This window comes from Corynebacterium casei LMG S-19264, assembly GCF_000550785.1.
Classification (GTDB): domain Bacteria; phylum Actinomycetota; class Actinomycetes; order Mycobacteriales; family Mycobacteriaceae; genus Corynebacterium; species Corynebacterium casei.
In genome coordinates this window covers 2,396,396-2,414,886 of sequence record NZ_CP004350.1, presented here as the reverse complement: position 1 = coordinate 2,414,886, position 18,491 = coordinate 2,396,396, and the positions used below count along the sequence as shown (strand labels likewise).

The 18,491-nt window shown below is 54.0% G+C and carries 16 protein-coding genes and 2 tRNA genes; 12 read left to right on the top strand and 6 right to left on the bottom strand.

Going from position 1 to position 18,491, the window contains the following annotated elements:
* Positions 1-312 precede the first annotated feature (312 nt).
* The 3 genes from CCASEI_RS11070 to CCASEI_RS11060 all read left to right on the top strand — a co-directional run bounded on the left by CCASEI_RS11070 (position 313) and on the right by CCASEI_RS11060 (position 2,653).
* The gene (locus CCASEI_RS11070) at positions 313-1,476 is read left to right on the top strand and encodes a cystathionine gamma-synthase (protein WP_025388013.1); all 1,164 of its coding nucleotides are present in this window, start codon (positions 313-315) and stop codon (positions 1,474-1,476) included.
* A 78-nt stretch (positions 1,477-1,554) separates the two neighbouring features.
* Positions 1,555-2,256 (top strand): SDR family oxidoreductase, encoded by a 702-nt coding sequence (locus CCASEI_RS11065; RefSeq protein ID WP_006821930.1) that lies wholly within the window; start codon positions 1,555-1,557, stop codon positions 2,254-2,256.
* Positions 2,257-2,290: 34 nt separating this feature from the next.
* On the top strand, positions 2,291-2,653 hold the full coding sequence (locus CCASEI_RS11060; RefSeq protein ID WP_025388012.1) for an SdpI family protein: 363 nt from the start codon (positions 2,291-2,293) through the stop codon (positions 2,651-2,653).
* Here the strand turns inward: CCASEI_RS11060 and pepN are convergent.
* The gene (pepN, locus tag CCASEI_RS11055) at positions 2,637-5,165 is read right to left on the bottom strand and encodes an aminopeptidase N (RefSeq protein WP_025388011.1); all 2,529 of its coding nucleotides are present in this window, start codon (positions 5,163-5,165) and stop codon (positions 2,637-2,639) included. The two genes, CCASEI_RS11060 and pepN, sit on opposite strands and share 17 nt — an antisense overlap.
* Before the next feature lie 90 nt (positions 5,166-5,255).
* Between pepN and CCASEI_RS11050 the strand changes: the two genes are divergently transcribed.
* Both CCASEI_RS11050 and CCASEI_RS11045 read left to right on the top strand, forming a co-directional pair.
* The gene (locus CCASEI_RS11050; protein ID WP_025388010.1) at positions 5,256-5,879 is read left to right on the top strand and encodes a mycothiol-dependent nitroreductase Rv2466c family protein; all 624 of its coding nucleotides are present in this window, start codon (positions 5,256-5,258) and stop codon (positions 5,877-5,879) included.
* Between the two features lie 48 nt (positions 5,880-5,927).
* Positions 5,928-6,410 carry a ribose-5-phosphate isomerase gene (locus CCASEI_RS11045; protein ID WP_006821934.1) on the top strand — a complete coding sequence of 161 codons (483 nt, stop codon included), beginning with the start codon at positions 5,928-5,930 and terminating at the stop codon, positions 6,408-6,410.
* Between the two features lie 100 nt (positions 6,411-6,510).
* Here the strand turns inward: CCASEI_RS11045 and CCASEI_RS11040 are convergent, their stop codons facing one another.
* Together CCASEI_RS11040 and CCASEI_RS11035 are read right to left on the bottom strand one after the other, a co-directional pair.
* A complete protein-coding gene (locus CCASEI_RS11040) occupies positions 6,511-7,374 on the bottom strand; it encodes an aldo/keto reductase (protein WP_006821935.1) in 864 nt (287 codons plus the stop codon).
* Positions 7,375-7,493: 119 nt separating this feature from the next.
* Positions 7,494-8,300 carry a hypothetical protein gene (locus CCASEI_RS11035; RefSeq protein ID WP_025388009.1) on the bottom strand — a complete coding sequence of 269 codons (807 nt, stop codon included), beginning with the start codon at positions 8,298-8,300 and terminating at the stop codon, positions 7,494-7,496.
* A 244-nt stretch (positions 8,301-8,544) separates the two neighbouring features.
* Between CCASEI_RS11035 and CCASEI_RS11030 the strand changes: the two genes are divergently transcribed.
* A tRNA-Gly gene (locus CCASEI_RS11030) sits at positions 8,545-8,619 on the top strand.
* A gap of 154 nt (positions 8,620-8,773) precedes the next feature.
* On the opposite strand, the gene CCASEI_RS11025 is transcribed toward CCASEI_RS11030, so the two are convergent.
* Both CCASEI_RS11025 and CCASEI_RS11020 read right to left on the bottom strand, forming a co-directional pair.
* A complete protein-coding gene (locus CCASEI_RS11025; RefSeq protein WP_025388008.1) occupies positions 8,774-9,175 on the bottom strand; it encodes a hypothetical protein in 402 nt (133 codons plus the stop codon).
* Between the two features lie 86 nt (positions 9,176-9,261).
* Positions 9,262-10,605, bottom strand: coding sequence for an IS256 family transposase (locus CCASEI_RS11020; protein WP_025386927.1), 1,344 nt, complete (start codon positions 10,603-10,605; stop codon positions 9,262-9,264).
* A gap of 163 nt (positions 10,606-10,768) precedes the next feature.
* On the opposite strand from CCASEI_RS11020, the gene CCASEI_RS11015 reads away from it, so the two are divergent.
* Positions 10,769-12,007 (top strand): IS256 family transposase, encoded by a 1,239-nt coding sequence (locus CCASEI_RS11015; protein ID WP_025388007.1) that lies wholly within the window; start codon positions 10,769-10,771, stop codon positions 12,005-12,007.
* Positions 12,008-12,061: 54 nt separating this feature from the next.
* Here the strand turns inward: CCASEI_RS11015 and CCASEI_RS15080 are convergent, their stop codons facing one another.
* Positions 12,062-12,865, bottom strand: a complete 804-nt coding sequence (locus CCASEI_RS15080) for a transposase-like zinc-binding domain-containing protein (RefSeq protein WP_449720066.1) — start codon at positions 12,863-12,865, stop codon at positions 12,062-12,064.
* 469 nt (positions 12,866-13,334) lie between these two features.
* On the opposite strand from CCASEI_RS15080, the gene CCASEI_RS11005 reads away from it, so the two are divergent.
* From CCASEI_RS11005 to CCASEI_RS10985, 5 genes are all read left to right on the top strand, one after another.
* Positions 13,335-13,408: transfer RNA gene (locus CCASEI_RS11005), tRNA-Pro, on the top strand.
* A 142-nt stretch (positions 13,409-13,550) separates the two neighbouring features.
* On the top strand, positions 13,551-14,918 hold the full coding sequence (tig, locus tag CCASEI_RS11000; protein WP_025388006.1) for a trigger factor: 1,368 nt from the start codon (positions 13,551-13,553) through the stop codon (positions 14,916-14,918).
* A gap of 311 nt (positions 14,919-15,229) precedes the next feature.
* Entirely contained in the window at positions 15,230-15,829 is a 600-nt protein-coding gene (locus CCASEI_RS10995) for an ATP-dependent Clp protease proteolytic subunit (RefSeq protein ID WP_025388005.1), read from the top strand.
* 21 nt (positions 15,830-15,850) lie between these two features.
* Positions 15,851-16,474, top strand: a complete 624-nt coding sequence (locus CCASEI_RS10990) for an ATP-dependent Clp protease proteolytic subunit (RefSeq protein WP_006821939.1) — start codon at positions 15,851-15,853, stop codon at positions 16,472-16,474.
* Between the two features lie 505 nt (positions 16,475-16,979).
* Positions 16,980-18,482 (top strand): peptide MFS transporter, encoded by a 1,503-nt coding sequence (locus tag CCASEI_RS10985; protein WP_025388004.1) that lies wholly within the window; start codon positions 16,980-16,982, stop codon positions 18,480-18,482.
* Positions 18,483-18,491: the final 9 nt, after the last annotated feature.

Genomic DNA, 18,491 nt, shown 5'->3' with positions numbered 1-18,491 from the left:
TAGTAATAAATCAGTCTGATTCTTTCCTGTGTAGAAAGTCGCGAGACTATAAAGTTTCATCTAGTTTGAGGAAAGAAAGCACAGCTCAACGCAATAAAGTCGCAGGTATGCGGCCTGCTTTGTTGTGGGTTGTGGGTCGTTGGCGCGCGGGGAGATAAACCGGCGCGCCTTCGACCGTGGCAAATCAAAAGATGAGCAGGTCTTGTGAAGTGAATAATATTCGGGGATTCGTCATGCAAAATGAACAGCTTGGTCTATAGTGGGCACTGTTTGTATTAGAAGGCCGAATTAAATCATTGGAGGATTGTGCACATGTCTGGAAAAACCAAGCGCGAACTTGCTAGTGGGTTTAACTCCCGCGCTATCCACGCAGGGTGGGAACCAGATGAGCACATGGGCTCCATCAACGTCCCGATCTATGCGTCGACAACTTTCGCGCAGAATGGTCTTGCGGATCTGCGCGGTGGCTTTGAGTATGGCCGCGTGGCCAACCCAACCGTGCGCTCTTTGGAGCACACCTTGGCGGCATTAGAGGACGCTAAGTATGCCCGCGTATTTGCTTCCGGTATGGCAGCGACGGATGCTTTGATTCGTATCCTGGTACGCCCCGGCGACCACGTTATCTTGGGCAATGACGCTTATGGCGGCACCTACCGCCTGCTTAATAATGACTACGGCGAGTGGGGCTTGGAGCTGTCCATCGTTGACACCTCTGATTTGGATGCAGTTGCTGCGGCAATTCGTCCGAATACGAAGCTGATCTGGCTGGAAACCCCAACCAACCCGGCGTTGACCGTGACCGATATTGAAGGTGTTGTTGCCATCAAGCAGCACGCACAGGTTGTTGTAGACAGCACCTTTGCAACTCCGTACCTGCAAAACCCGCTGTCTTTGGGTGCGGATTATGTTCTGCATTCAACCACCAAGTACTTGGGCGGACACTCGGACGTCCTAGGCGGCGCAGTAGTGACTAATGATGAGCAGGTGGATGAGCGCCTGCTGTACTTCCAGGGCTGCGTTGGCGCAGTTTCTTCGCCTTTCGATGCTTATCTCACCGCGCGCGGCATTAAGACCTTGGCTGTGCGTATGGAGCGCCATTGCACTAACGCGCAGCAGGTAGCGGAGTATCTGCAGTCACGTCCAGAGGTTAAGCAGGTGCTGTACCCAGGTCTGCCGGATCATCCAGGCCATGAGCTGGCAGCGAAGCAGATGCGAGGCTTCGGCGGCATGATGTCCGTGCGCTTCCACAAAGAAGACCACGCACGCCAGGTCTGTTTGAACACTCGCCTGGTGTGTTTGGCGGAATCCCTCGGTGGTGTGGAATCGCTCATTGAGCACCCAGAGAAGATGACGCACGTATCGGCGGAAGGCTCCGAGCTGGTTCCACCGACTGACTTGGTTCGTATTTCCATCGGTATTGAGGATGTTGAAGACCTTCTCGCCGACTTCGAGCAAGCACTCGACGACTTGGATTAAATCCTTTAAGTTGCCAGAAGCTGCGATAGCTATGTGGTCTATCGCAGCTTTTGCCTTTTCCTAGATAGGGTAGAGGCCATGACTGAAGTACAAGAATCTAAGATTGCTGTTGTTACAGGCGCTACCGGCGGCATGGGTGTGGAGATTGTTGCCAATTTGGTAGCTGACCACCATGTTTATGCTTTGGGCCGCGATAAAGCGAAGCTTGAAGAACTCGTGGCCGCGCACGGCGAGGCAGTTACCGCTGTCGAAGTTGATTTGGTTAATGAGCTGGAATCGATGGAATCAGTTCTGCCGGCGCTTGAACGCGTCGATGTGCTGGTTAACGCAGCTGCGATTGCGAATGCTTTCTCCGTTGAAACGGCGCGGGTAGAAGATTGGCGTTCGCACATGGACCTTAACGTGCATGTTCCAGCTGAACTGACCCGCGTGCTGCTACCAGGACTGCGGGCGGCAGAAGGCACCGCAATCTTTATCAACTCTGGCGCCGGCCGTGGTGGATTCGGGGACAACGTCGTTTACGCCGCAACAAAGCACGCGCTTTATGCGCTTGCTGATGGCCTCCGGAAGTCTGAACACGACATTCGTGTGAGCACCATCGCGCCGGGGCCAACGGACACCGCGATGTTCCAAGGGCTCAATGGTAACTACGATAAGAGCCACGTGATTGCCCCAGTGGAAGTAGCTAAAGCTATCCGCGCCGTGATTGATGCGGGTCCAACAACGCAGCTGACTGAGGTTCAGGTTCGTCCGCGGATCGAACTCGCGGACCGCAATTAACTGCGGTCCGGGCTAGGAACAAGGACAGATACTCGTGATTATCACTGCGCTTGCGCTGTTTATTGTCGGAATCGCGTTGATGTTCAACGGGCTGCAGATGCGCAAAAAGCGCCTGCAATTAGGCTCAACCTGGGGTTTTCGTACCGAAGACACGATGGTTTCTGACGCGGTGTGGAAGCACAGCCATGCCAGCGTCGGTTTGACTGTTATGTTCGCAGGACTCGGCGCGGAGATTGCTGGAGCTATCCTATTGCTCATTCCTGCGCAGAGTGTGACCGTAAGTTTAACGGTCACACTCTGCGGTCTGGCGTGGGTGGCCCTGCTTTATCTTGCTGCTAAGAGCAGGGCCTCGGAGATGGCCACCCGCATCTATAAAAGCTCTACTGGGCGTCGATAGCGCGGTTGCGCAGCGCACGCGCTAAACGGTCACGCTCTTCGGTAACTGCACGACGCAGGCCGCTCGGAAGTTCGTTTTCTAAGAACTTATCGGTGGCATCGATGGTCTCCTGGGAAACATTCCAGGATGGGTACAGACCCTGGATGGTGCCCAGCGCAATCTCGCTAGAACCGGCGTCCCAGACCTTCTGTGCGTTGGCGAAGTACTCGTCCGGCGCAAAGATCAAGTGCTTTTCCGAGCCGGACATGGTCAGGCCCTCCAGCTTGTGGCGCAGTTCCAGATTGGACAACTGCAGGGACATGATTTCATCCCAGACAGCGCGCTTGTTCTCATCTGAATTAAACGCAGCCAGTGCACGCAAGGATGCCTGGTAGCCAGAAGCGGTGTTGTCTGCTTCGAGCTCCTGAGCAACGAGGGCCTCGACATCGTCGATGGCGCCGTTGGCAACCAAAGCCGCCAGCGCCTTCCAGCGCAGTGCCTTGTCATCGGAGCTAGCGCGCAGCTCAACCAGGTAGTCACGCGCCGCTTCATTCAAGTCGATCTTGGTCAAAGCCTGCTTGAACACAATGGAGCGGTTGCCCGCTCCATTGTCATCGGCAGCGGACGCTTCGGCCAAGAAGGCATCGGCAAGCAATGCGAAACCTTCGGCCTGTGCCCACTGCGGATCGGCGTAGGTATCAACCGCAGTAATCGCCTGGTTGCAGATACGCTCCAGCACAGCCAGCTCAGTTTCTGCAGACAAACCGCGGGCAACCAGCTGCGCGAAGTCGCGGGCGCGCATAGTGCCAGCGCGAGTCATCTCCCACGCGGTGGACCAGCACAGAGTGCGCGCCATCGGGTCCGCAATCTTGTCAATGTTGTTGACCACAAACTCCACGGTTTCTGGGTCAAATTCTAGAAGGGTGTAGGTCAAGTCATCATCGTTAAGCAAAACTAGCTCTGCAACCTCGGCGCCTGCGAGCTCTGGGATCTCTGTGCGCTCACCAGAGATATCTACCTCTACCTGCTTAAAACGGCTAACTTTGCCGTCTTCTAGGCGGTACAAACCTACGGCGATGCGGTGGGTGCGCAGCGTGTCACCGGACTGCTGCACGGCGAAGGAAGTGTACTTGCCGCCTTCCTGCTCGGTCTCAGCAGACAGCGTGTTCACACCAGTCGTCTTGAGCCATTCCGCAGCCCAGAAGGACAAATCGCGCCCCGATGCATCCTCCAAGTGACCCAATAGGTCATTGAACGTTGCGTTGCCCCACGCGTGCTTGCTGAAGTGGCGGCGAACGCCCGCGAAGAAATTCTCACGGCCGACATAAGCCTGCAGCTGCTTCAACACCGAAGCGCCCTTGGCATAAGTGATGCCGTCGAAGTTCTGCTCCACGGTCTCAATATCGGAAGCATCCGTGGAGATTGGGTGCGTGGTAGGAAGCTGATCCTGCTGGTAAGCCCAGGACTTCTCCACGTTGGCGAAAGTTACCCACGCGGTGTCGTACTCAGTGCTTTCCGCCTGCGAGATAGCCGCAGCCCAGGTGGCAAACGACTCATTGAGCCACAGGTCATCCCACCACTTCATGGTGACCAGGTCACCGAACCACATGTGGGCCAACTCGTGCAGGATGGTGTCCGCGCGGCGCTCATACATGTAATGGGTGGCCTGGGAAGAGAAGACATACTCATCACGGATGGTCACGCAACCAGCGTTTTCCATGGCGCCCGCGTTGAACTCCGGCACGAAAATCTGGTCATACTTGCCAAAGGGATAAGCGAAGCCAAAGTTTGCGTGGTAGAAATCAAAGCCCTGCTTGGTCTCCGTGAACAAACGCTCCGCGTCCATGTGCTCAGCCAAAGAAGCACGGCAGTACAGGCCCAGTGGGACCTCCAACTGCGCGGCCGGCTGGCCTTCAGGATGTGCGGCGAGCGCACCCTTCCACGTATCGGTGACCTCATAATAAGGACCCGCGCACAGTGCGATGAGGTAGGTGGACAGCGGAGTATCCACTGTCGCACGCCACGTGTCGCCCTCACGGGTAACAGGGGAGTTGGTGATGACCTTCCACTGACTTGGGGTGTGGAAAGTCAACGAGTAGGTGGCCTTCATGTCCGGCTGGTCAAAGCAGGCGAATACGCGCTTGGCATCCGCGGTCTCAAACTGAGTGTAGAGATACACGTTGTCATCTACCGGATCCACAAAGCGGTGCAGACCCTCACCCGTGCGCGAATAGGAAATCTTGGCGGTTACCTTCAGCTCATACTCTGCAACCTCCAAACCCGACAGCGCGACGCCATAAGTTGGGTTGTAGGCGTCCAGAGGAACCGGCACGCCGTTGAGGCGGGCTTCCACAATTTCATCCGCGCGCAAGTCAATGAAGGTGGATCCGGTGGCGGTAGCCTCAAACTTCACGGTGGTGTGCGAGGTGAACTGCTTCTCCTCCCGCAAGTCCAATTCAACGTCATAGTGGGAGACACTGATCAATGTTGAACGGTGCTGGGCCTCATCATGGGTGAGGTTTACAGAGGTCATAAAAAGTAACGCTCCTTCGGTGGAATTAAAAGTTATGCTCGGAAGTTGTACAAGGCGACAACATACATCTTATGCATAGGAGTTTAACCCGTGTCTCAGTCTGTGAAATTTTGGTTCGATGTAACTTGCCCATTCGCGTGGGCTACTTCCCGCTGGATTAAGGAAGTAGAGAAAGTTCGCGACATCACCGTCGAATTCGTTCCAATGTCTCTCGCTGTCCTCAATGATGGTCGTGACCTGCCGGAAAACTACACCAACGGGATGAAGGCGGCTTGGGGGCCTGCTCGTGTATTCGCCAAGGTTGCTACTGATGAACCAAACAAGGTTGATGAGCTTTACACCATCATGGGCAACAAGGTTCATGGTGAAGAGCAGGGCGGCAAGACCGGCTACGGCGCCTATGATGAGCTGATTAAGGAAGCTCTCGCAGAAGCTGGCCTGGATGCTTCCTACGCTGAGGTTGCCAACACCGAGGACGCTGATGAAGCACTGCGCGCATTCCACAACGAAGGCATCAACTCCGTTGGTGACGAGGTAGGCACCCCAGTGATCAAGCTGGGCGACACCGCATTCTTCGGCCCAGTTATCACCCGCATCCCAACCGGCGAAGAAGCTGGCGAAATCTTCGACGCGGCAGTTCGCTTGTCCGAGTACCCTTACTTCTTCGAAATCAAACGCTCCCGAACCGAAATGCCACAGGTCAGCAACAAGTAATTCTGACTTTGCTCAACGCGCATGCATTTCATTGTTAGTATTGGTCGCATGCGCGTTTACTTAGGAGCAGATCACGCAGGGTTCGAGACCAAGAATCTCATTAAAGAACACCTGACCAGCCAGGGCCACGACGTTTATGACTGTGGCGCACATGTTTATGACGCTGAGGATGACTACCCAGCGTTTTGTATTGAAGCCGCACAGCGAACCGTCAATGATCCAGGTTCTTTGGGCATCGTGCTGGGTGGTTCCGGCAATGGTGAGCAGATTGCTGCCAACAAGGTCAAGGGCGCACGTTGTGCGTTGGCGTGGTCTCCTGAGACCGCCCGCCTTGCCCGTGAGCACAACAACGCTCAACTCATCGGTATCGGTGGACGCATGCATTCCGCCGAGGAAGCCTTGGCCATCGTGGACGCTTTCATTGACCAGGAATGGTCCCAGGCTGAGCGCCACCAGCGCCGCATTGACATCCTTGCCGAATATGAGCGCACCAACATTGCCCCTGAGGTTCCTGAGGCACCTGAAGCCTAAGGTTTAACTCACAACTAAAAACTATTGCCCACAAGCACTCGTGAAAGAGTAGCTTGTGGGCATTTGCTTGCCGATGCCTAACGTTTGGGGCGTTTAGGGCTTAGCTAAATTCATCCGGGTCACTGCCGACACGCCCTTCTTCGCCCAAGTCCAAGTCATTGATGGCGAGCATTTCAGCATCCGTGAGTTCAAAGTCAAAGATGTCAAAGTTCTCACGCATACGCGATGGGGTAGCGGTCTTTGGGAAGACGATGACGTTGTTCTGCAGGTGCCAGCGTAGAACAATCTGCGCAGGGGTCTTTGAGTGTGCCTCTGCTGCTGCGAGGATGTCTTCGTTTTCCAACAAGTCAGTCTTGTTTTGCCCCAGTGGTCCCCAGGACTCAACCTTGGTGCCATGCACACGACCGGCGTCGATTTCTTTCCAACGTGCGAAGTAAGGGTGCAGCTCAATCTGGTTGACAGCGGGGCGAATCTTGGAGACCATCTCCAAATCTTCCAGGTTTTTAACGGTGAAGTTCGCAACGCCGATGGACTTGGCCAGGCCTTGTTCTTTCGCCTGCTCCAAGCCCTTCCAAGCGGCTTTGAAGTTGCCGGTGCTGGTCGATGGCCAGTGGATGAGGTACAAGTCAACGTAGTCCAAGCCCAGCTTGTCCAAGGATTCCTGCAGTGCTGCTTCCACGTCTTCATGGCGATCATTCCATAGCTTGGTGGTGATGAACAGCTCCTCGCGTGGAACGTCCGATTTAGCGATAGCTGCGCCAACGCCTTCTTCATTGCCGTAGATGGCAGCGGTATCTATATGGCGGTAGCCCACCTTCAAGGCTTCAGCAACCAGTGCTTCGGTGTCCTCGGGTGGAACCTTGAATACGCCGTAGCCCAGTTGCGGAATGGTGTTGCCATCGTTGAGTTCAACGACTGGGACAATTGAGGGATCAAATTCTGATGTTGATTGGTGTTCGGTCATGGCCACGAGGATACGCCGAAAATGACAACGGAAAAGGGGCCAGCCAAAGCAACCGCACTTAGTGCGAGAACTCCTTTGACTGGCCCCTAAACTTCAAAGACCGGTGTGAAAATTAAGTCTTAGAAATCAAAGCCGAAGTCGAAGATTCCTCCGCCGTCACCGCCGAAGAGACCGCCGCCGTCTCCCATATCGCCGCCGCCCATGTCACCACCGGCATCACCCATGTCACCACCGGAGTCTGCGCCAGCGTCACCCATGTCTCCGCCGGCATCTCCTACTTCACCGGCAGCTGCTGCTTCACCGGAGTAGCCGACACCAGCCATACCCATGAACATGGCGTTGAACATCATGGAGTAACCCATCATCCACACGCCAGTAGCCATGGCATCTGCCCACCATGGGCGGGAGTACCAACCAGCTGGGACCGGACGGCCCGCAACGGTGCCGCCAGGGTAGTAGTTAGGGGTTTCTTCAGAGGCATAAGGAGAAGCAGTCAGAGTCTGACCGTCTTCGCCTTCAATGGTGCGATTCTCCGTCACCTTGCCTGCGGAGCGCTGACCTTCTAGTGGTGGCAACTCCGGACCAGCATTCATGCCCATGATGTCGCGCGCTGCAGCAACATAATGCATGCCTTCCAGTGCGGACTCGCGTGCAAGCTTTGCCTGATTGGCGGTAGTTGCCTGCGCAAGTGCGGAATTAGCAGCGGTAAAGCGCTCTGATGCGTCAGCCATCGCCTGGGTCGAAGCTGCATCGGTGCCAGAGATTTGCATGACTTGGCCGCCAAGACGCTCAGTCCAGCGCTGCGCATCAGCGTGCGCGTCCGCGAACTCTTGGCGTTCGCGTTCTTCTTTGCTCTTCTTTGAATTCTTCGAAGACAGGTACCAAGCGCCGCCGCCGAGGACAGCAAGAACTAATAGAAATTCCATGTTTGGCGTTCACTTCCCACAATTGTTTTATTGTCTATTTAGAACAACGTCTACCACCAGCATAAAGTTCCACAGCGCACTTTGAAAGCAAATGACAAAACCATCTCTACACGCAGCACCAACAGCTGTAGGCTTAGTCCAACAGCTGTCTACTAGCGGATAATATGGTTGTGGTGGGGGTCATTTTGGAATGAAGTATCCCCGTGGGTTAAGATGGCTAACGCACATCAAAGAGATGCGATGTGGGAATGTCGTATAGTGGCTAATACCTCAGCCTTCCAAGCTGAAGACGCGGGTTCGATTCCCGTCATTCCCTCCAACTTCAAGCACCCATCTACCAGTAGTAGCGGTAGGTGGGTGTTTCTGTTTGCGTTGTCATGCAGTGCTGGTGAGCAGTCGGGTCGAAGGGCGTGTTGTTGGTGGGTTAAGTAAAGAAAAGTGTGTCTGTCGGTGTGTTGCCGGCGGACATTGTGTTATCTACCTAGCCATCCTTTCTGTATTCCCATAGAGTGCTGGTAGGTGGTATCGATTGCGGTGTCGTATCCGCTTGGGCCACCGATTTCTGGTGGTGTGGGTGATTCCGCTTCGAGTAAGGCGTTGACTTTGGCGAGTGCGTCTTTACCCCAGCGTTGCTGCCTGGCGGTCTTTACGGGCTCGGCAGGCAGCTGCGTTTTTGATGCGAGCCACCAATCGATGGCGGTGCGTTGGTGTTCTTTGCTCATTCCGCGGTGGTTTCTGGCGAGGAGTTTGAGCGGTGAGTTGATGCCACCTTCAAGGCTGTTGGTGGTGGATTTTGGTGTTCCAATGAATCCTTCGGGTGGTTCTATCCAGGTAAATAGCCATTTTTTGCTGTTGAGGTTGTTTAGCGAATTCATGGCTGTGCGGTCTCGTTTGTGTGTCCGCTAGCGTGGTGTATGAGCGTGTCAAGTATTTTGTGTGTGGGGCTTTCGGGGTTAGTGATTTATAGGTAGTTGGTGAATCGTTCGGGGTAGGCCACGGCCATTTGGTTGATGGCTTGTTTCCAGTTGGTGACCTTTCTGCCTTCGATGAGTCTTCCGCTGGTAGCAGCAGCTTTCTTGCCCTGTTTTGCGCGTTTAGCCGCGCGTTTATCCTCAATATTGCAGATCATCAACCACAGCGTCTTAATCGCGGAATCATCATTGGTAAATTGCACGCGGTTACGGGTAGCTTTACGCAGCTCGTTATTCATCGACTCAATCGAGTTTGTCGTATAGATGACCTTTCTGGCCATCGGCGGGAACTGCAGAAACGGCACGAAACGCTCCCACGCATCCGTCCAGACCTTGACTGATTGGGGATATTTCTGGCCCAGTTCTGAGTCGGCGAATTCATCCAACGCTGCACGTGCGGTTGCCTCTTCAGGCGCGGTATACACCTTCTTCAACGCCGCAGATACGGTCTTACGATCGCCATAGGCCACCCACCGGTTTGCTGCACGAATCAAATGCACCACACAGGTCTGCACCATCGAATCCGGCCACGTTGCTTCCACCGCTTCCGGCAGGCCTTTCAAACCATCGCAGCAGACAATAAACACGTCCTGGACTCCACGGCTTGCCAGGTTCGCGCACACATGAGCCCAGAAGGAGGCGCCTTCTTCTTTCGCCAACCAGATACCCAGGATGTGTTTGATCCCGTCCATATCCACGCCGATAGCCAAAAAGGCGGACTTGTTAACTACTCGTCCACCGTCGCGAACTTTGATACGCAGGGCATCTAAGAAAATTACGGGGTAGAACTCGTCTAGCTGACGGTTTTGCCAGATCATGACTTCATCTAGCACCGCATCAGTCACTGCGGAAATCGTTTCATGCGAGATATCAACCCTCATGACCGTGGCCATATGATGCTGGATATCGCGCACTGTCATGCCACCGGCATACAAACTGATGATCATGTCATCGACATCGGTTAACCTGCGTGAGCCTTTCGGCACCATCGTGGGCAAGAACGTGCCCTGCCGATCACGTGGGACGGTGACATCGACCGGGCCGTAGTTCGAATCAACCTTTTTGACATAGGAGCCGTTGCGATAATTATCGCCACCACCGGCCGCTTTGGCCTCACGATCGCCTTTGGAATAACCCAGGTGGGCATCCATTTCGGCTTCCAAGCCACGGGTGACCGAAGCTTGCAGTAATCCCCGGACTAGGTCGTTGGCGTCCGTTGCTGTGGTTCCCAGCTCGTCAATGAGCTTGGATATCTCCGGGTTCGCGAGCAGTTTCTGCTCGATCGCTTTAATCTTCGCGGAATCTTCCGGATCTCGTTTCGCCACAGAATCCATTATGGTTTATCTCCTTCATGTAAGGGAAACCCCTCACACACAAACCATTAGACACTCTCTGGTGTATCTGTAACTATCGGTGATAGCCCTTATGAATGAATGAGGCGACCACCGTAGTACCTTTCGATTCCATAACCACACTTCCTCGAAAGGGATAACCACGATGGCCGCTGCCCCTTATTCTATAGACCCGACTACCTACTTAGACGAATTGCTCGCTCAAGCATCCCCAGATCTCATGCGCGAGATGCTTCAAGGTTTCATTAACCAAATCCTCTCGACCCAAGCTGACCAAGTCTGCGGCGCCGATTACGCCACCACGTCTGAGTCTCGCACCAATGTCCGCAACGGCTACCGCCACCGCGACCTAGATACTCGCGTGGGTACCATCGATGTTGCAGTACCTAAGCTACGCACTGGATCGTTCTTCCCGGACTGGCTCCTGGAAAGACGAACCCGGGCCGAACGAGCACTCACCACCGTGATAGCCACCTGCTACTTGAAGGGCGTATCCACTCGCAGGATGAACGATCTTGTCGCTAGTCTAGGTATCAATAATCTCTCAAAATCCCAGGTCTCTGAGATGGCGAAAGATCTTGATTGCATGGTCGAAGATTTTCGCACCAGGCCACTAGATACCGGCCCATACTTGTATGTCTCATGTGACGCGTTAACCATGAAAGTCCGTGAAGGCGGACGAGTGGTTAAAACCTCCGTACTCCTTGCTACCGGGGTTAATGCTGAAGGCTACCGCGAGCTACTAGGCATGCAGGTTGCTACCTCGGAATCAGCATCGTCATGGACCGGGTTCTTCCGTGACTTAAAAGCCCGCGGGCTTAATGAGGTCTATTTGGTAACCAGTGATGCTCACTTAGGTATCCAGCACGCGATCAGTGACGTGTTACCGAATGCGTCCTGGCAACGATGCCGTACCCATTTCGCGAAGAACCTCTCAGCGATGGTGCCCAAGACTCAATGGCCGACGTTATCGGCGATGTTTCACACGATATTCCAACAACCAGACTCGGAATCGGTGTGGTCCCAAGCCAAAGAGGTCGTGGCATTTTGCGAGAAGAAGTTCCCACACGTGGCCGACTACCTAGAAGAAGCCCTCGACGAACTATTGGCGTTTACCAATACGCCGAAATCAGTGTGGAAGAAGGTCTGGTCGAATAACCCCACTGAACGGCTCAATCGAGAAATCCGGCGCCGCACAGATGTTGTTGGAATCTTCCCTAATCGTGACGCTGTTGTGCGCCTCGTTGGTGCTGTGTTGGCAGAACAACATGATGACTGGATTCAGCAAAACCGCTACATGTCACTGACAAGCCTTGAGCAAACCAAAGCAATGATCACCGCCAACGTCATCGACGCCGACACCACCACCAAGGAAGTCGCATGAACCAGTCACAGTACCAAGCCCGTGCTGGTCCCTGAGGCCATCACACTGCTTGTTTCAACGAAAGGCAGAAACACCACTCCGTCGGACTTGACCGTGTGTCCAGTCCCAGGTTTTCCCGCTGGGGTGTTGACCGCGTTTATAAAAGGTTTTCTTAGCGAGTGTGGGTTTGTAAAACTCGTGGGTGGCCAGCAGGTTTGTATTCCATTGGTAGGCGTCGTCGGGGGTTTCTACTTTGGTCAGCGACAGGGCTAGTGCGTAGATGGCTTTGCCTGCTTCTGTGCGTGGCCTGGAGGTGGTTTGGCGTCTGATATGGCGTTGAACGTGGACGGTGCAGCGTTGAATGTGGCTGGTGGGCCAGCATTTTTTGATTGCTGATAAGGCTCCGGTCCCGCCGTCGAGGGTGATGATCAGTGGGGGCTGTAGTTGGGAGATGAGTTTGATGTAGTTGGTGGTGGATTCTTTATCGCACCACAGCCATGCGACGACGTGGTCGAGGCTTGCGGCGATGAGCAGGCACTGTTTGTTGAGGTAGGTGCCGTCGATAAATAGCTGGTCATAGACCCTATTGTGGTCGATTTCTACGTTAGGTTGTATCAGCCAGCACCATTTCATGCGTGCGTGCAGGGTTTGGCGGGTGGTGTTGTGTTCTTGTGCGAGGCTGTTGAGGGAACGACCCGTGGTGATCCAGGTGTAGAACAGTCGGAAGGTTGCGGCGTCTTTGCTGGCTTGTTGGCTGTTTCTTACTGAGGATCCGCGGCAGCCTTGTGTGCATCGCCAGCGTTGGGTGCCGGCTTGTGTGTATCCGTTTTTCTTCATTAGCCCTGTACAGATGGGGCATCTTGGTCTGTTTGTACTCACCGGAAAATCAAACCAGAACCGGTTAGCACACTTTTCACGGGATCTCGGTATTGAACGCAAAAGGCCGGTTAATAGCTCTTGGAGACCTATTAACCGGCTAAAAACAGTTGTTGAGCTGGCAGAAGTAAGCTAATTCAGACACACTTTTCTTTACTTAGCCCTTGTTGGTGGACGCAGTTTCACTTCGAGAGTGTGCTGCGTTCCCACATTTATTTTTCGGCTGTTAGCAGCTTGCCGATGAAATACGACGATAAGTTTCGTTGAGCATGGCTGGTTTATCTGATTCTGGCGGGAGATTTTGAGCAATGTGTAGCGATCCGGGTTAAAGCGACCAAATTTCCATACCTGTTTTGACCTGCGGTTAGTGTGCGGTTTTAAGTTTAATTGGGGGCGGATTTGTAGCTTTAAAACTTCCTAGGCTAGAGTAATCAAACGTACGCAGCACGGAGGCAACTCCGGTGGCTACATACGGGGCGTGGCGCAGTTTGGTAGCGCACCTGCTTTGGGAGCAGGGGGTCGCAGGTTCAAATCCTGTCGCCCCGACGTATGGGGTCTGGGAAACCTGGTAAAGGATTTCCCAGGCCCCTTTACTGTTTGAAACAGCCGTTTGGTAAATTATGCAGTTGACAATTGCTAAACACTGCAGCAGTTAGTAAATGCAGACAACTAATCAGGAGAAATACTCGTGAAGACTACCGTGGACAAGCTGAGCGACACCCGCGTCAAGCTCACCGTCAACGTTCCGTTCGCTGAGCTCGACAAGGAAATCGACCAGGCTTACTCTGCGATTGCGCAGCAGGTATCAATTCCGGGTTTCCGTAAGGGTAAGGCCCCTCGCCAGTTGATTGATGCCCGCTTCGGCCGCGGTGCAATGCTGGAGCAGGTCGTCAACGACATGCTTCCTTCCCGCTACGAGCAGGCAGTCAATGAAAATGACCTGAAGGTTATCGGCCAGCCAAACATCGACATCCCTAAGGTTGAAGACAACGACTTCGTTGAGTTCACCGCTGAGGTTGATGTTCGCCCGGAAATCGAAGTACCTGACTTCTCCAAGATTTCCGTTTCCGTCCCAGCATTGGCTGTTGCCGATGAGGACGTAGACAATGCACTCAACGATCTTGCAGAGCGTTTCGGTGAGCTCAAGGACACCAAGCGCAAGCTGAAGACCGGTGACTTCGCAATCATCGACGTTGATGCTGAAGTTGACGGCGAGAAGGTTTCTGAAATCTCCACCGAGGGCTTGTCCTACCGTGTTGGTGATGACGACCTGATCAAGGGCCTCGACACCGCTCTTCGTGGTCTGAAGACCGACGAGGACAATGAGTTCACCGCGACCATCGAGTCCGGCGAGCACAAGGACAAGGAAGCAACCATCAAGGTTCACGTTCAGCAGACCAAGGAGCGCAAGCTTCCTGAGCTCGACGACGAATTCGCACAGATGGCTTCCGAGTTCGACACCATCGAGGAACTGCGTGAGAACACCAAGAATGGTCTCGAAGAGTCCAAGAAGAACGACCAGGCTGTCGCAATCCGCGACGAGGTTCTGAAGGCAGCTTTGGCTGAGGTTTCCTTCGAACTTCCTAAGTCTGTTGTCGATGAGCAGGTTCACTCACAGCTGCACCAGATCCTCGGCGAGATGGCGCACGATGATGCTGCACTCAACCGCATGCTTGAGGCTCAAGGCACCACCCGCGAGGAATTCGACAAGGAATCCCGCGAGTCTGCTGAAGAGTCCGTTCGCACCCAGCTGTTCCTGGACACCTTGGCTGATATTGAAGAGCCAGAGGTTTCCCAGCAGGAGCTGAGCGACCACATCATGTTCACCGCTCAGTCTTACGGCATGGACCCTAACCAGTTCATCCAGCAGATCTCTTCCAACGGTCAGATCGGCAACCTGTTCTCCGACGTTCGTCGTGGCAAGGCACTCGCAGCAGCTATCTGCCGCGTTGAGGCTAAGGACGATGAGGGCAACGCAGTTGACGTTGAGCAGTACTTCGGCGAAGAAGACACCAACGAAGCTAACGCAGAAGAGAACACCAACGACGAGGCATAAATTAGCTTCTGAGTGCTTCTCAACTCCTCGCTTGAGGGTGAATTAGCCTAATAAGAATTAGGTCCTAGCTTGAGAGCTAGGACCTTTTTCGATCTGCACTGACTCCTCGGCGACATGCGAGCATTGGCAGTGGTGTGACCTGTTAAACCCCGAAACTTATGTTTCCCAAGGACGGTTAACGCTATCAGCGAACAAGCCCTATTTTTCTCGCACGCGGTGGCGAAGTTTAAGTAGGGTAGGTGCCATTGACAATGAAGAGGTACTTCTTCAAAGCCAACAATAAAATTTAGAACTGACAAGGAGCATTAACCATGTCTGACAAGCTTCAGATGTCCTCCCAGGGCGCAGGTATGAACTTGGGTGACAGTGTTTACGAGCGCTTGCTGAGTGAGCGCATCATCTTCCTGGGCACCCAGGTCGACGATGAGATTGCAAACAAGCTGTGCGCGCAGATTCTGCTGCTGTCCGCAGAGGACCCAACTCGTGATATCTCGCTGTACATTAACTCCCCAGGTGGTTCCGTCACCGCAGGCATGGCAATCTACGACACCATGAAGTACTCGCCATGCGATATCCGCACCTACGGTATGGGCTTGGCTGCTTCCATGGGCCAGTTCCTGATGTCCGGCGGCACCAGGGGCAAGCGCTTCGCACTGCCTCACGCACGCATCATGATGCACCAGCCTTCTGCTGGCGTTGGCGGTACCGCATCCGATATCGCAATTCAGGCAGAGCAGTTCGCAGCTACCAAGCGCGAAATGGCTGAGCTTATTGGAGAGCACACCGGCCAGACCTTTGAGCAGATTACCAAGGACTCTGACCGTGACCGCTGGTTTACCGCACAGCAGGCCAAGGACTACGGTCTTGTTGACCACGTCATTGACGCCGCATCCGGACCAATTAGCAACTAAGGGATAAAGGAGAAACTCATTATGTCTAACTTCCAAATGCCTTCATCCCGTTACGTACTGCCATCTTTTATTGAGCAGTCGGCACAGGGCACCAAGGAAACCAACCCGTACTCCAAGCTTTTTGAAGAGCGCATCATCTTCCTGGGCACCCAGGTTGATGACACTTCTGCCAATGACATCATGGCGCAGCTGCTCGTGCTCGAGGGCATGGACCCAGACCGCGACATCACCATGTACATCAACTCCCCAGGTGGTTCTTTCACCGCGTTGATGGCTATCTACGACACCATGCGTTATGTTCGCCCTGACGTTCAGACTGTCTGCTTGGGCCAGGCTGCTTCCGCAGCTGCCGTCCTTTTGGCAGCGGGTGCTCCGGGCAAGCGTGCTGCGCTTCCTAACTCTCGCGTTCTGATTCACCAGCCAGCCACCCAGGGCACCCAGGGTCAGGTTTCTGACTTGGAGATCCAAGCTGCAGAGATTGAGCGCATGCGTCGCCTCATGGAAAACACTCTGGCCGAACACACCGGCCGCACCGCAGAGCAGGTCCGTATTGATACTGACCGTGACAAGATTCTGACCGCTGAAGAAGCAGTAGAGTACGGCATCATCGACCAGGTCTTTGATTACCGCAAGCTCAACAACTAATTTCAGCTAGTGCACTCTAGTTCGCACACGTCCTAGCGTGCAGTGAAGCTAAGTGGGATGGTTCCTTAAAAAGGGAGCCATCCCACTTCGCTGTTTTCTTCCCGTTGTTTCGCGTCGGGGTGGGGTGAAACGTCGGGAAAAGGCCGCAGATCGCTCGCAGAATCTCAACTAGTGAGAAATCAGACCGCAGATGCCAATTGTCTCTTAGTTCACTTAATTGACTATCTTGTTGGGTGTTTAATTGTTGGGGGTGGTGCTGTATCCGAGGGCGAAAAACTGCGTAATTGGAGACGTGCTTTGGTGTTGCTCTAGGTTGCATTTACTGCAGTAATACGTCTGAAACAGCTCATCTTTCTTGAATTCAATAGTGCTTAATCGCGGCACAACTTTGGCCAAAGCTAGGTTTCGGCGCTTGGGTGTTGCCTGTGTGTCAACGGCTATGAGCTGGGAAAAGTGCGGGTTTATGATTTTGAACAGCCGGACAGGTTGTGTTCAAATCGAATTCATGTCTTCTACTCAAACACAAGCTGGCGCGAGTGATCAGCATCGCGCGCAGGAGCAGGAGGAGAAGCAATTCTTCGGCCATCCTTGGGGATTGGCTAACCTCTTTGGCGTTGAAATGTGGGAGCGATTTAGCTTCTACGGCATGCAAGCCATCGTCCTGCTCTACATGTACTACTCCGTTACCGACGGCGGTCTCGGAATCCCTCAGGCAGCGGCAGCCTCCATTGTCGGCGCCTATGGCGGTCTGGTCTACATGGCCTGCCTGCTGGCATCCATCGTTGCTGACAAAGTCTTCGGCTCTGAACGCACCCTGTTCTACTCGGCCATTTTGGTCATGCTGGGACATATTGCCCTGGCGATCATCCCGGGTATCACCGGCTTAGCTATTGGCCTGGTCCTTATCGCTATCGGCTCCGGTGGCGTTAAGACCACCGCGCAGGTAGTTCTGGGCTCGCTGTACACCAAGGATGACCCACGCCGTGATGGTGGTTTCTCCATCTTCTACATGGGCATCAACATTGGTGGCTTGCTCGGCCCACTTCTTACCACCGCGCTGTGGGGATGGAAGGGCTTCCACTGGGGCTTCGGCATCGCCGCAGTCGGCATGGGGCTTGGCCTTATCCAGTACATGATGATGCGCAAGCACACCATCAAGGATGCTGGCCATGACGTTCCAAACCCAGCAACCAAGTCTCAGCTGACCACAGTGATCATCGTGATTGCTGCCATCGTTGTCATTGCTACCGTGCTGTTGACCACCGGCATTGTGAAGATGGACTGGTTGTCCAACATCGTCACCGTCGTTGCACTGATCGCGGCAATCGTATTGTGGCTGCAGATGTACCGCTCTGAGCTGACCACCGATCTGGAGCGCAAGCGTCTCATTGGTTTTATTCCAATGTTTATCTCCGGCGTGCTCTTCTTCGCTATCTTCCAGCAGCAGTTCACCGTGCTGACCATCTACTCAGATGTTCGCCTGGACCGCGAAATCTTCGGTTGGGAGATTCCACCGTCACTGGTGCAGTCTATTAACCCAATCTTCATCATTATCTTCTCTGGTGTCTTCGCCGCTGCCTGGACCAAATTGGGCAAGCGTCAGTGGTCCACCCCTGTGAAGTTCGGCGTCGGCAACATCATCATTGGTGTCTCCCTGTTCTTCTTCCTGCCGTTCTCCGGCGGTGCAGCGAATTCCACCCCAATGATCGCCATCATCTGGATCCTGTTCTTGTTCACCATGGGTGAGCTGATGCTCTCTCCAGTGGGTAACTCGTTGGCCACCAAGGTTGCACCGGATGCATTCCCATCGCGCATGATGGCGGTGTGGATGATGGCAGTGTCCATCGGTACCTCATTGGCAGGTTCTTTGGCTGCTTATTACAACCCAGAAGATGCTTCCGCTGAGAACACCTTCTTTATCTCCTTGGGTGTCGTCTCTGTCATCCTGGGCGTCATCTTGCTGTTCATCAGTAAGTGGGTAGTAAAGCAGTTCGCTACCTTCCGTTAGAAAGCTCGT